The organism is Pseudomonas zanjanensis, from assembly GCF_014268745.2.
Taxonomy (GTDB): domain Bacteria; phylum Pseudomonadota; class Gammaproteobacteria; order Pseudomonadales; family Pseudomonadaceae; genus Aquipseudomonas; species Aquipseudomonas zanjanensis.
This window is the reverse complement of record NZ_JABWRB020000001.1, coordinates 1335519-1349233: the sequence shown is the minus strand read 5'-3', so window position 1 is coordinate 1349233 and position 13715 is coordinate 1335519. Positions and strand designations below refer to the sequence as shown.

11 protein-coding genes and 1 pseudogene are annotated in these 13715 nt (G+C 60.4%); 8 read left to right on the top strand and 4 right to left on the bottom strand.

Annotated elements, in window-relative coordinates; genetic code table 11:
• Positions 1–274: 274 nt before the first annotated feature.
• The 5 genes from choW to HU715_RS06120 all read left to right on the top strand — a co-directional run bounded on the left by choW (position 275) and on the right by HU715_RS06120 (position 5808).
• Positions 275–1123 (top strand): choline ABC transporter permease subunit, encoded by an 849-nt coding sequence (gene choW / locus HU715_RS06140; RefSeq protein ID WP_186706665.1) that lies wholly within the window; start codon positions 275–277, stop codon positions 1121–1123.
• Complete coding sequence (gene choV / locus HU715_RS06135; RefSeq protein ID WP_186706664.1) at positions 1120–2343, top strand: choline ABC transporter ATP-binding protein; 1224 nt, start codon at positions 1120–1122, stop codon at positions 2341–2343. Before choW ends, choV begins: the two co-directional genes overlap by 4 nt.
• Positions 2344–2407: 64 nt before the next feature.
• Complete coding sequence (locus tag HU715_RS06130) at positions 2408–3664, top strand: aromatic ring-hydroxylating oxygenase subunit alpha (RefSeq protein WP_186706663.1); 1257 nt, start codon at positions 2408–2410, stop codon at positions 3662–3664.
• A gap of 9 nt (positions 3665–3673) precedes the next feature.
• Entirely contained in the window at positions 3674–4810 is a 1137-nt protein-coding gene (locus HU715_RS06125) for an FAD-binding oxidoreductase (protein ID WP_186706662.1), read from the top strand.
• An 83-nt stretch (positions 4811–4893) separates the two neighbouring features.
• Complete coding sequence (locus HU715_RS06120) at positions 4894–5808, top strand: LysR substrate-binding domain-containing protein (RefSeq protein WP_186706661.1); 915 nt, start codon at positions 4894–4896, stop codon at positions 5806–5808.
• Between the two features lie 13 nt (positions 5809–5821).
• On the opposite strand, the gene HU715_RS06115 is transcribed toward HU715_RS06120, so the two are convergent.
• Positions 5822–6262 carry a hotdog fold domain-containing protein gene (locus HU715_RS06115; RefSeq protein WP_186706660.1) on the bottom strand — a complete coding sequence of 147 codons (441 nt, stop codon included), beginning with the start codon at positions 6260–6262 and terminating at the stop codon, positions 5822–5824.
• Between the two features lie 163 nt (positions 6263–6425).
• Here HU715_RS06115 and HU715_RS06110 point away from each other — a divergent pair, with 163 nt between their 5' ends.
• The 3 genes from HU715_RS06110 to HU715_RS06100 all read left to right on the top strand — a co-directional run bounded on the left by HU715_RS06110 (position 6426) and on the right by HU715_RS06100 (position 9072).
• Complete coding sequence (locus tag HU715_RS06110; protein WP_186706659.1) at positions 6426–7058, top strand: TetR/AcrR family transcriptional regulator; 633 nt, start codon at positions 6426–6428, stop codon at positions 7056–7058.
• Between the two features lie 202 nt (positions 7059–7260).
• The gene (locus HU715_RS06105; RefSeq protein WP_225917562.1) at positions 7261–8211 is read left to right on the top strand and encodes a glycosyltransferase family 2 protein; all 951 of its coding nucleotides are present in this window, start codon (positions 7261–7263) and stop codon (positions 8209–8211) included.
• Between the two features lie 15 nt (positions 8212–8226).
• Positions 8227–9072 carry an NAD-dependent epimerase/dehydratase family protein gene (locus HU715_RS06100; protein WP_186706658.1) on the top strand — a complete coding sequence of 282 codons (846 nt, stop codon included), beginning with the start codon at positions 8227–8229 and terminating at the stop codon, positions 9070–9072.
• Between the two features lie 452 nt (positions 9073–9524).
• Here HU715_RS06100 and HU715_RS06095 read toward each other — a convergent pair whose 3' ends face one another.
• The 3 genes and pseudogenes from HU715_RS06095 to HU715_RS27260 all read right to left on the bottom strand — a co-directional run.
• Entirely contained in the window at positions 9525–11678 is a 2154-nt protein-coding gene (locus HU715_RS06095; protein WP_186706657.1) for a glycosyltransferase, read from the bottom strand.
• Complete coding sequence (locus tag HU715_RS06090) at positions 11671–12357, bottom strand: 2OG-Fe(II) oxygenase (protein ID WP_186706656.1); 687 nt, start codon at positions 12355–12357, stop codon at positions 11671–11673. The genes HU715_RS06095 and HU715_RS06090 overlap by 8 nt, the downstream gene beginning before the upstream one ends.
• Positions 12351–13712 (bottom strand): annotated as a pseudogene (locus HU715_RS27260) (polysaccharide pyruvyl transferase family protein); the annotation flags it as partial. The gene HU715_RS06090 and the pseudogene HU715_RS27260, both read right to left, overlap by 7 nt.
• Positions 13713–13715: the final 3 nt, after the last annotated feature.

Genomic DNA, 13715 nt, shown 5'->3' with positions numbered 1-13715 from the left:
ACAGGCAACGGACTCCAAACCAAAACAACAACGAGCCGCCATTATGAATCTTGCAGTGCACTCCTTTGGAAAACCCTCGACATCCGGCCAAAGAAAGCCGGGGCGACTGGCGTTGTCACACGCTTCTTCTGTTACCCCTTCCCTGCCCAAACTTCGATAGCTGCTGACGCGACGCCTCGCGCAGTCGTTTTGCGTTGCCTGCGAACCTGGCACGCGAAGCGGCGCCCGGGCGGTTGCTGGCGTGCGGTTTCTTTCCATCAGCCGGATCAGTGATATGTGGATGACACAAGAGAAGCTTCCCCTGGGCGAACACATCGCTCGGTATGTCGAATGGTTGACTCAACATGGCGCCGGTATTTTCGACGCCATCTCGCTGTCGCTGTCGGGTGTGATCACCGCGTTTACCACCGCACTCCTGTGGTTCAACCCCTTGGCGTTGATTGCTGTTTTCGCCCTGCTCGCCTACTACATCCAACGCAAGGTGAGCCTCACCCTCTTCGTCACCTTCGCCTTCCTGCTGATCTTCAACCTCGGTTACTGGCAAGAGACCATGGAGACCCTCGCCCAAGTGACCTTCGCCACACTCGTTTGCGTGGTCATCGGTGTACCGCTGGGCATTGTTGCCGCGCACAAACCGATGTTCTACACACTGATGCGTCCGGTACTCGATCTGATGCAGACCGTACCGACCTTCGTTTACCTCATTCCTACGCTGACGCTATTCGGTCTGGGTGTGGTCCCGGGCCTGATCTCAACGGTGGTATTCGCCATCGCCGCCCCCATTCGCCTGACCTACCTGGGCATCCGCGATGTCCCGGAAGAACTGATGGATGCCGGCAAGGCCTTCGGCTGTTCGCGCCGCCAATTATTGGCGCGCATCGAACTGCCCCACGCCATGCCCAGCATCGCCGCCGGCATCACCCAATGCATCATGCTGTCACTGTCCATGGTGGTGATCGCCGCCCTCGTGGGCGCCGACGGGCTTGGCAAGCCGGTGGTCAATGCGCTGAACACCGCCGATATCTCGATGGGTTTCGAAGCGGGCCTTGCCATCGTGCTGCTGGCGATCACGCTCGACCGCATCTGCAAGCAACGTGAAACCCTGAAAAGAGGTGACGTATGAGCATCATCCGTTTTGAAGACGTCGACGTCATCTTCGCCGCCCGCCCGAAGCCTGCCCTGGATCTGCTCGACCAAGGCTTTTCCCGTCCGGAGATTCTTCAGAAAACCGGTTTGATCGTCGGCGTGGAGAAAGCCAACCTGGAGATCAACAAAGGTGAGATCTGCGTGCTGATGGGCCTGTCCGGCTCCGGCAAGTCCAGCCTGCTGCGCTGCATCAACGGGCTGAACACCGTCAGTCGCGGCAAACTGTTCGTCGAACACCAAGGCCGGCAGATCGACATCGCCGTTTGCACCCCCGCCGAGCTGAAAATGATGCGCACCCAACGCATCGCCATGGTGTTCCAGAAGTTCGCCCTGATGCCCTGGCTGACAGTGCGCGAGAACATCAGCTTCGGCCTGGAAATGCAGGGCCGCCCGGAAAAGGAACGGCGCAAGCTGGTGGATGAAAAACTCGAGCTGGTGGGCTTGACCCAATGGCGCAATAAAAAACCCCATGAGCTGTCCGGTGGCATGCAGCAACGGGTCGGCCTGGCCCGCGCCCTGGCGATGGACGCCGACATCCTGCTGATGGACGAACCCTTCTCCGCCCTCGACCCACTGATCCGCCAAGGCTTGCAGGATGAGTTGCTCGACCTGCAGCGCAAGCTGCACAAGACCATCGTGTTCGTCAGCCATGACCTGGACGAAGCCCTGAAGCTGGGCACGCGCATCGCCATCATGAAAGACGGCAAGATCATCCAGTACAGCAAGCCTGAAGAGATCGTACTGAACCCGGCCGACGACTACGTGCGCAACTTTGTCGCCCACACCAATCCGTTGAATGTGCTGTGCGCGAAAAGCTTGATGACCCCGCTGGGCCAGTGCGTTTTCGCCCGCGACGAATATTGCCTGGATACGGCTCAAAACCTGTGGATGGTGGTCACTGCGCAGCGTCATTTGAGCAGCGTGCGAAAAGGCGCCACGACCGCACACGTCCAATCCTGGAATCCGACCCAGGCAATCGGGACCTTGGCTCGGCAACCGACGTGCGTGCCGCCGACCACGACCATGCGCGACGCCCTGCAGATCCGCTACGAAACCGGCCACCCCCTCATCGTGCAGGACGAGGCCGGTACCGTCCTGGGCATCGTGGGCGACGGTGAACTGTATCGGGCACTGCTGGGGCATAACCTGTCGCGGCCCGTGCCTTCCGCCCCCCTAAAAGAATTCTCGCTGGCTTGATGCGCCAGTCAACGGCTTTGCCCCCACCGCCACTACCCCGTTTGAGTTTGAGCGAGATCGGAAAATGACCCTTAATACCTTGAAAACCCATCGTGCACTTCTGACCGACCGCACTCCCGGTCATGGCATGCCGGGTGGTTTGTTTGGTCGCCAGGATGTTTTTGAAACCGACGTCGAGATCTTTTTCACCCAGCATTGGATTCTGGTGGGGGTCACCAGCGACGTCCCCGAACCCGGTGATGTCTCCACCCTCGATATCGGCAAGTCATCCATCCTCCTGGTGCGCGACGATGACGAGCAGGTGCAGGCATTTCGCAATGTCTGCCGGCACCGCGGGGCTCGCTTGAAGCAGGCCGGCAAGTCGACGGTGGGCATGCTGGTCTGCCCCTACCACCAGTGGACGTACGACCTCGACGGTAGCCTGAAACATGCAGCGCACATGGGGCAGGCCTTCGACCCAAAGTGCAAAAGCCTGATTCCCGTGCACACTCGGGTTGTCGGCACCCATGTCTTCGTCTGCCTGGGCGACGAACCGCCAGAAGACATCCAGTACCTCGATCAGGTCATGACACCGCGTTTCGCTCAATATGACATCGCCCGTTCAAAAATCGCCTTCGAATCGGAAATCATCGAGAACGGCAATTGGAAACTGGTGATCGAGAATAACCGCGAGTGTTATCACTGCGCAGCCACTCACCCGGAATTGACCGCCTCGTTCCTGCCCGAAGATTTCGGTTTCTGCACCGATGGCCTGGGGGAGGACTCACTCCAGGCGCTGGCGGAGTATCACCGCCGCAATGCCGAGACCAAGGCCAACTGGGAGCGCGAAGGTTATATCTGCGAGGCCGTCGAACATCTAGGTGAAGACGCCGTGACCCAGTTCCGCTCGCAGCGGCTGGCCATTGCCGGCAACGGCGAATCCCAGACCCTGGACACCCGTGTGGCGTGCACCCGGCTGTTCGGCGACCTCACTCGCCGCGACTTGGGCGACATGCATTTCTGGACCCACAACTCGTGGACCCATGTCATGAGCGACCACGCCGTGGTTTCCTACATCATCCCGCTGGCGCCCGACAAGACCCTGGTGCGCAGCAAATGGCTGGTCCATGCCGACGCGGTCGAAGGCGTCGACTACCACTTGGATAAGCTGACCGAAGTCTGGGTCGCGACCAACCTGCAGGACGCCAGCCTCGTCGGCATCACCCACAGCGGCACCCAGGATCCGGCCTACACGCCCGGGCCGTTCTCGGCCTTTACCGAAACCTATGTCGACCAGTTCTCGCGCTGGTACGCGGCGCGCCTCGCCGCCCACGGCGTGTGAGGAATGAACATGACGACTTACGAACACCTGACGCGCCCTGGAAACGCCAGCGCGGTCCAGCGTTTCACTGACCCGGCCACCTGGGGCACGTTCGGTGCGCAGTGGCACAGCGGCGAGCAGAAAACCCTGCAATGCTGCGCCGTGCGCCAGGAGACCCACGATGTCAGGACGTTCATTTTTCGCTGTGCGGACTTCAGCGCCCTGAGTTTCGAGCCCGGTCAATTCATCACGATCTCGCCGGTCATTGGCGGGCAAACCATTGCCCGCTGCTACACCCTGTCGTCCTCCCCGACCCGGCCCTTTGCATTTTCCATCACCGTCAAGCGCGTACCGGGGGGCGTGGTGTCGAACTGGCTGCATGACAACCTCAAGCCCGGCGATAGCCTGAAGGCGTCCGGCCCAGCGGGCAGCTTTACGCCGGTCGGCCATCCGGCCAACAAGTTGTTGTACCTGTCCGCCGGCTCCGGCGTGACGCCGTTGATGTCGATGACCCGGGCCGCCTGCGACATGGCTGGCAACCTCGATATCGTATTCGTGCACAGCGCTCGCACGCCCACCGACATCATCTTCCATGGGGAATTGACGCACATGCAGGCAGCCATGCCGGGGCTGCGGGTCATCAATATTTGCGAAGGGCTTGGCGACACCACGCAATGGCAGCAACCGATAGGCCGGCTCGACTTGTCGTTGCTGAGCCAGCAAGTGCCGGACTACAAGGAGCGGGAGATCTTCACCTGCGGTCCCCAGGGGTACATGGAAGCGGTCAAGTCGCTGCTCAGGGAAGCGGCGTTCGATTTCGCCCACTACCATCAGGAAAGCTTCGACATTGCCGCACTGAATGAGCAACCGTTGCTCCAGCAGACCGCTTCGCTCGATCAACCAGCCGAGTTCACGGTGACCCTGTCGCGCTCCGGCAAGACATTCAGCATGCCGGCCAATCAGACCGTGCTGTCCGCCGCCAAGAAAGCCGGCGCCATCGTGCCCTCCTCCTGCAGCCAGGGCGTCTGTGGTACCTGCAAGACCGCACTGCTCCAAGGCACGGTGGACATGAACCACAACGGCGGCATCCGGCAGCGGGAAATCGACAAGGGCCTGCGTTTGCTGTGCTGCAGCAAGCCCACTTCCGACCTGGTCCTTGATCTTTAGCCGTTCCTCGCTAATTAGGTAGTCACTGCACGCTGGCTTCTGCACAATCTCTGTGCGCCTAACACTGATAAGACTGAAGCCTGATGAAACTGCAACCCTTGCCGCCCCTCAACAGCCTGGTGGCGTTCGAGGCCGCCGCCCGCCACTTGAGCTTCACCATGGCGGCACGGGAACTGAACGTCACCCAAGGCGCCATCAGCCGCCAGGTACGCTTGCTCGAAGATTACCTGGGCACGGCACTGTTCACCCGCACGACCCGGGAGATCAACCTCACCGCCACCGGCAGCCAGTATTACGAAAGCGTGCGCGACACGCTGCAGCACATCGCCCAGGCCACCGCGGGCATACGCCATTGGCAAGGTGCGCAGCAAGTCACGGTGGTCACCAGCACGGCGATGGCGTCGCTATGGCTGCTGCCGCTGGTGTCGCAGTTCCAGCGCCAGAACGAGGAGATTGACCTGCGCATCATCGCGACGGATCAAGTCAGTGATTTTTCCCGGCTCGACTGTGACCTGGCGCTGTATTACTGCAGCACGCCGCCAAAAAACATGAAAGTCACGCCGCTGTTCAACGAGGAGATTTTCCCGGTGTGCAGCCCCGCTTATCTGGCGCAACACCCGGAAATCGAGACACTGGAGCAATTGAGTGGATGCACCTGGTTGTGGCTGGAAGACCAGCACAGTGACTGGATTGGCTGGAAAGAATGGTTCCAGCGCCTTGGCTACCCAGCGCCAGAACCTCGACGGCGCATCAATATCAACAGCTACGCCATGCTGATCCAATCGGCCCTGGCTGGCCAAGGGATCGCCCTGGCGTGGTCGGGCCTGCTCAGCAATCACCTGCAAACCGGCAACCTGGTGCGACCAACGCACGCCATCCTGCGCACCGACGCGCAGTTCTGCCTGCTGGAACCCCAAGGCCGGGCCCCGAACAGACAAAGCGTCAACCGCTTCCGCCAGTGGCTGATGGCCCATCTGGCAGAAACGGTCGACGCTTGATGGGCCGGGCGATCTAGCCGATTTTCACGTTCATGGTGATGCGCGCCGTAAAGACCTTTATCCCCGCCTCGTCGAAGATCTCGACCGGGACAATCTTGTCGCCCGAAGTCTGCCAGTCGATGTCGCTACCGTCGGCAATCGCGTGGATGGACGTCTTGGCCTTGGCCAGGTATTCGACAGTCATGCCTTTGGGAATCCAGCGAGCGCCACTGGGGATGGACACCTCGGTCATCATGCCGCCGGCCAGCTCTGCCGCGTTACACAGTGCGATGGCGTGAACGGACGCCAGGTGATTGGTGATTTCCTTGCGAAACGGCACCTTCACTTCGCCGCGACCGGGGGCCAACACCGAAATTTCCGGGTTGATGGTGCCGAAGTACGGGGCCATCTGGCAGGCCATATTGCTGAACGCGGACGGACCGACGCTTTGGTACATGCTGAGAGTCTGGCTCATGGGGTATCTCTGGTCAGGTGGGCTTGAGTCATGAACAGAACATTACTCCATTACAGAATATCGCTCTGTTACAGAACAATATTCTGTAATCTGCTACCCTGTCAATCGCTCGTGCCAAGCCTTCGTTTCAATTAACATGGCCCCTTTTTGCCTGGGCCGAAAAATGGAACCTGTCGATCTCCTCGAGCGCTGTTACCCAGGGCGTCGTGCCGAGTCCAAGCGGCATATCCTTCGATGTGCCTTGGCGCTGTTCAACCAACAGGGCATCGAAGCGACCACCATCGATATCATCCGTGCCGAAAGCGAGATGAGCGTGGGGGCCATTTATCACCATTTCGAGAACAAGGAAGGCTTGGTCGCGGCGTTGTACATGACCGCCCTGGACGATCAGGCGCGACTCAGGGACAGCTACCTCGGCGCTGTCACGTCGACCCGGGAGTGGGTGCATGCCCTGGTGTTCAGCTACGTGGATTGGGTGGTCAGCCAACCCGATTGGGCACGGTTCCAATACCAGGCGCGCTTTGCCGTCGCGCGCAGCAGCTTCAACGAGCGGCTCGCCGAGGCGAATCTGGCCAGGAACGCCGAACTGAAGAAATGGTTCAGTGACCCGGCCCACCAGCAGGATCTGCAGGACCTGCCTTTCGAGCTGATTCCCTCACTGATCATCGGTTCGGCGGAAAGCTACTGCCGCGCCTGGCTCTCCGGCCGCGTCAAACGCAGCCCTGAAGGCTACCGGCAGCAGTTGGCCGAGGCCGCCTGGCGTGCCGTTGGCATGCACGCCGGCACCTCGTCCTGAAGGTTCTGAGCCACCCGAACAGATTCATTGCATAGCGGCCCAGCCCTAGTGGCCTGTGTGGCTAATTCGAGTACAGGCCACTAGTTGCGCGTCATCGGCATGGAGCGATGACCGGAAGTGGTCGAAGCCCACGGACCTGCTATCTTGAATACAAACCTGAGTAGTTGCGATCCCATACGTATCCAGGTTTGTACAGGGAGTAATGAAGTTGGAAGCAGTGGAACTGCTCGCTATTGATGAATGGGCACCATCATTTCTACCTGGCGATTGTGATGTGGTTATCGTCAACTACAACGCCGGTGAACTTTTGTTGGCAAGTGTAGGGTCGGCCTTTGCCGCCGGGGCTTCCCGCGTGATCGTGGTGGATAACAACTCCCACGATGACAGCCTGGTGCAGTTGGAGCGAATCCACCCTGCCGGCGACTCGCTTCAGATCGTCCGCAATGCCGCCAACCTCGGCTTCGCCGTGGCGTGCAATCAAGGTGCTCGCCTGTCTGCGGCCCCCAACGTTTTTTTCTTGAACCCGGACACCGAACTGGCCGCCAATGCCATGGACCGCATGCTGCAGGCACTGCGCAGCTCGCCAGAAATCGGCATGGTCGGAGGTTTCCTGTGCAATCCGGACGGCAGCGAGCAAGCCGGTGGACGCCGCGTGTTTCCAACACCCAGGCGCGCCTTCATGCGGGCCTTTGGGCTTTCGCGGCTCGCGGCGCTTTTCCCGTCGGTGTTGTCGGATTTTTTATTGCACAAGGAGCCACTCCCCAGTGCGCCCATTGTCGTTGAAGCCATCTCCGGCGCTTGCATGCTGGTCAAGCGCGAAGCGATCGAGAGCGTCGGGCTGTGGGACGAAGACTATTTCCTTCATTGCGAGGACCTGGACTGGTGCATGCGCTTCCATCAGGCCGGCTGGCGCGTACTGTTCGTGCCGAATGCCCGGGTGATGCATGTGTTCGGCGGTTGCAGTCGTGATCGACCTTATTTCGTCGAATGGCACAAACATTTGGGGTTCCTGCGTTTCTATCGCAAATTTTTCCGTCGTAAATACCCTGCCATCCTGTGGATCAGCGTGGTGATCGGAGTCTGGTTTCGATTCAGCCTGGTGGTCCTTCGCCACGCCACCACCCGGCTTAAGCATGCATGGGACCTTCGATAATTGCGGATAGGCGTATTGGGCGGCACCAGCCTCCTGGGCGAGCGCGCCCTGCCATTGCTGGCCCATGCCGGTCACTCGGCGAGCGCCTTTGCCCGCAGCCTGCCCAGCGTGTCCTGCCCCGGGGTCACCTGGCGAAAGGCTGACGACTGGCACGGACTGGCGCTGGACACCTTCCTGTCATTCGCGCCCCTCTGGGTGCTGCCCGACTATCTGCAGCGCCTTGCCAGCACCCAGGTCAAACGTGTTGTTGTCCTCTCATCCACCAGCCGCTTTGCCAAGCACGCATCGCCCGACGCTCGGGAACGGGACGTGGCGCAACGCTTGATACGTGCAGAAGAACAGCTTGAGCAGTGGGCGGTCGAACGGCAAATCGAATGGGTGATCCTGCGACCGACCCTGATCTATGGTTTTGGCCGCGACAAGAACATTTCGGAAATCGCGCGGTTCATTCAACGCTTCGGATTTTTCCCTCTGATCGGAGGCGGCACCGGGTTGCGCCAGCCGGTGCATGGGGATGACGTCATCCAGGCGTGCCTGTCCGCCGTGAGCACGCCTGACCTGCCCAGTGGCGCCTATAACCTCTCGGGGGGAGAGGTCCTGCCTTATTGCACCATGGTCAGGCGCATATTCCAGGCCATGGGACGCCCGGAGCGAACACTGCCCCTCCCTGCCCCGGTATTGAGCCAGGCCGTTTCGATCATGCGCTGCCTGCCGCGCTACCGGCATCTTTCCAGCGCGCTGGTGGCGCGGATGAATGAAGATCTGGTGTTCGATCATTCCCACGCCAGTGATCGACTTGGCTTTGCGCCCAGGGCGTTTCAACTGATGGATGAGGACTTGCCTGGGCGCAGAGGCTGCTGACGGCGGTGGGTCAGCTGCATGTATGTTGAGTTGGCGGGCCTCATCGCGAGCAGGCTCGCTCCCACAGGGGGACTGGGTGCATATGAATTTTGTGCCTACCGAGAATCCAATGTGGGAGCGAGCCTGTTCGCGATGGCGGTGTGTCAGTCAATGAAAATGCTGGAGATGCCGGACTCTTCGCGAGCAAGCCCGCTCCCACAGGGGGGCTGGTTGCATATGAATTTTGTGCCTACCGAGAATCCAATGTGGGAGCGGGCTTGCTCGCGATAGCGGTGTGTCAGTCAATGAAGATGCTGGAGATGCCGGACTCTTCGCGAGCAGGCTCGCTCCCACAGGGGGACTGGTTGCATATGAATTTTGTGCCTACCGAGAATCCAATGTGGGAGCGAGCCTGCTCGCGATGGCGGCATGACCGTCGACGAGGATGTTGAAGGTAATGGCCCTGTGGCGGCCTAACCCTTGTCCCCCGCCTCGTTGCGGTGAACATGGGCTTGCCAAGCGCCCCATTTGCTTTCGAAGTACGCCTGGTTCTTGTCCCAGAGGGCCTGGTACTCGCCACTGGCGATCAGCTTCCTGAACGAGGCCTGCCCGTAGTGATGGATAAACGCATCTTCGGCGCAGACCGTCCGATAGCCGGCCGCCTGCACGCGACGGCTATAGTCGTCGTCCTCGAACATCCCGATCCCGAATGCCTCATCCAGATACCCCACTTCCTCGAGGACGCTGCGGCGAAAGGCGACACAAAACATCGCCAGCATCGAGATATCGAACGAGCGTCCCTTGCGGGCTTCGGTGTAGCGGCCTGCAAAGTCTTGCATCTGTTGAATATCGGTGTAGGAAACCTCGATTTTCGCTTCGTTGCCAACCGCATTCGTGACCGGCCCGACCAAGCCGATACTCGGATCCCGCACATGCCTGACCAGCGGGTCCAGCCAGCCGCCAGGCACGACCGTATCGTTGTTGAGCAGCAGCAGGACGTCACCATCGGCTTCGCGCAAACCCTGGTTGTTCGCCGCGGCAAAGCCCCGGTTGTCCGGGTTCAGGATGATCTTCGCGCTCGGCACCGCTTGGCGCAGGCGTTCAAGATAATCACCTGTCCCATCGTCCGAGCCATTGTCGACAACGATGAGCTCGTAATGGGGCCAGGTGGTGTTACGCAGAATGCTGTTGACGCATTGAATGGTCAGGTTGAGGTTGTTGTACGTCACGACCACGATGGAGACTTTTTCGTACAGGCCGACGATAGCCCGGTGCATGCTATCGAACCGATCCTTCCAATCATTGGCCCGGGCCAGCTCCACGCGCCGTTTGTACAGGGCCAGGTCGCGTTCGGCCAAGGCACGCTCGATCTGCTCGAGGAACTCATCGACCCCAGTGGCGAAGTACAGCAGGTCCTTATAAATGCTCATCTCCGTCAGTGGCGTGGAGATCACCGGCTTGCCTGCGCTGATGTACTCGTAGAACTTCACCGGATCAACCGCATGCGTCACGTTGTAGAGCCTGAAGGGAATCAGGCAGGCATCGAAATGATCCAGGTAAAGCGGCATTTGCGAGTACGGCTTGTGGCCCAACAGCTGCACATTGGGCTTGTGCTCGAGGCCCGCCAGATCCTCGACGAAAATGTCCCCCACCAGGACGAAGTTCCACGCTGGCCGCCGGTCCGCCAGCGCCGCCAGCAACGGATAATCAAGCCACTGGGCCAGGGCGCCGTAGTAACCAATGACAGGCCCGACAAGCCCGCTCAACACATCATTGGTAAAACAGTGCTGCCGGAAAAAAGCGAAATCCACCGCGTTTCGGACCAACACACAGCGTGGGTTGTAGGCACACCATTTTTCGTAAAGCAACGCGGCGGAAACGGTCACCAGGTCGGCCTGGGCAATCAGGGTCTTTTCCTCGCTCAGCAACTGTTCGCCGATGTTCGGAAAGCCATCCCAGTCATCCATGCAGTCGTAGTGAATGCGCCAGCCATGCACGGCGCGCAGGCTGAGTGCCACCGGGCTCCAGTAGGCGATATGCACCACCGAGAGGGCGGTCCTGATCTGCATGTCGGCAACCAACGCAGTAAGGGCTCGCAGCAAGGCTTGATGATTCTCAGGCGTCACGATCTTTTCGTAATACGCCGCTTGCGCGTCGCGCTGCAAGGCCACTTCAAAGACATTGGGCGCCACCGACGCCAATCGATAGAGCTGCCCCTGCTCCGGCACAACGGAGGGGACGATGTAAAACACTCGATAACCATTGTTCGCAAACTGGCTCATCAACTGCTGCGGTCGCTGAAAGCGCGCGGCCCACTCGATGTTGGCGAAGCAGAGAATATCCAGGCGCCCTTTCGTGGCGAAATCAGGCGCCACCGCAACGTTCGGCAACGGCTCCGGTGCTGCCGGGTAGACGATTGCCGCGGCCGTTTCGGGAAATTCCCGGGTGGCGGAAAAACCATAACGCATCACCCGGAACAGTGAACGCAGGGGGCGGGTGAAACGCCACGAACGGGTGTTTTGCAGGAAGTCGACTTTCGCCAGGGCGATATCGCGCTCGTTGATGGCCGCATCCCGTTGAGCCAAGGCGGCATCGCGGTCGATCAGGGCGCTGTCGAGTTTAAGCACGTGGGTACCCATGCAGCGGCGTGCTGTCACCCGGCGGCCACATGGAACTGACGGAGCCCGGCCGGTAGAACGTTGCCGTCAGGCTGCGGCGGGAAGATTGGCAACCACTCACCACGGGAGTGACGGCATGCCATGAATGGTCCGAGCGCACCAGGATCGCCGAATTGCCCACCAACGGCTCGATCTCGGCCGCCACGGCGGTGGGATCGTTGCGGTGCAGGATGGTCAGGCAGCCGCCGTCGTTGCGGTCCCAGGACTCATTGAAATACAGGATATGGGTGACCAGTTTGTCGGGCAGGTCCGGATGGGCGCCCAGGCTCGCACCGGGGCCGTAATGAAAGACGTTGACCTCCATCGGCACACTGCGCAGATCGATCCCGGTCAGCTCCGACATGGCCTCTCGATAGGCGGCCGAGCCGAGGTCCAGTGCCAGTCGCAACCACGCCTCGCTCAGTTCTTCGGGAAACACGATGGTAGAGGTGCCCATGCTCACCAGGGCCCGCGCCTCATAGTCATAGTTTTTCTCGCCACCGTAACCACTCACCGTCTTGAAGCGATCGTGAGGAAAGGTTGCCGCCAACGCGGCGGCATCCTCGGTCGAATACAGATTGCCGATTTCAGCCCATGAGAACGGATGGGCCTTTAGCGCCGCTGGCGTGAGACGAGAGAGATCTAGCATTGTCGGTTCTTGTTCGCTGTCAGGTTTCGGATACCACGGGCGATGGAACGCAGTGGTGCGGTCATTCGGAATGAATTGGAGTTCTGCAACTCAAGCATCCTGGCGTCGCTGAGGGCCAGTTGCTGGCTGAGCTGGACAATCCGTTGCTGCTGGGCGAACTCCTGCGCTGCAAGGTTTTGTGCCGGTTCGATGATGGCCGGCTCTGGCACGACGGGGCTTGCCGGCCGTTCAGTCGACACGGGGTCACGGCCCTCGGCCGAGGCTTCGAGCAAATTGGGCAGATGCTGCAGAAACGCTCCCAACACCGGCTGGGACGCTGTTTTACCCTGGCGAATGATCGCCGCGACCCGGTCCCAATGCTCGACCAACTGATCCGCCGCCGCACGCGCCGCGGGCGATGGACAGGTCTTGCCCACGCGGGCGAGAAACCATTGCGGATCGACCGTCGCCACGTCCGGCAAGGCGTGGAGCGAGTCGAACCCCGCCAGCGCCGTGTACTTACCCGTGGTCAGGTCCGCCGAGCAAAACACCGGGACGCCAAACGCCAAAGCGGTGATCGCCAGGTGGTAGCTATGGCCGATGACCGCTTGGGCCTGGCTGAGAATTTCCGCCATCAGTAATGGCTCTGGCCAGAACGACAAGGTAACGGCCCCCGGCAGGCGCCCGGCAATGACCGACGGATCGTCCCCCAGGACGGGGCCAATCGGCACCACCAGGAACTGATAGCCCTGGAATGCCTCGGCGTGGTCTTCGAACAGTTTTATAAAGGATTCCACAACGTGAATGGCATGGATCACGATGTAGGGCCCAGTCAGCCCGGCCTGTTCGCGCAGGCCAATGAACTCGGCCGAGGGTTGCTGCTCATCGATCAGGCGGGGCAAGCCAAACGCGGTATCGGGCAGCACTTCGATCTCGGCCTGTTGAGTCAGCGTGGCGAGGGAATCGCGCGACAGTGCATCTCGCACGCGCACGTACTGGCTCTGCTCAAGGGTCATTTTCAATAGGGGCCTGGCCCAATCGGGAATATCGTTGCAATGCATCCCGGGGGCATTCCATATGACCGGGACCGCGTGTTGCAGCGCGATGAGCGCAGGGGTCAACCAATAACCGGTGGGGTGGTGGATACCGGCGGTTGTCGGACCATAGCCGTGGGCAACGACTTTATCGAAGCGGATCAGGAAACCACCGCCGATCAAGACCCCATCCAGGTTCGCCGCGACATGGGGCAACTCCGTCAGCGATGTCACTGCATAAGGCCATTGCGGTCGGGTTTTCCCGTGGTAGGAAAACCGATGCAGGTTGACAGAACCCAAGCGCCGGGTCAGCTCCGCCTCGGCGATGATCGGAAACAGCAGATC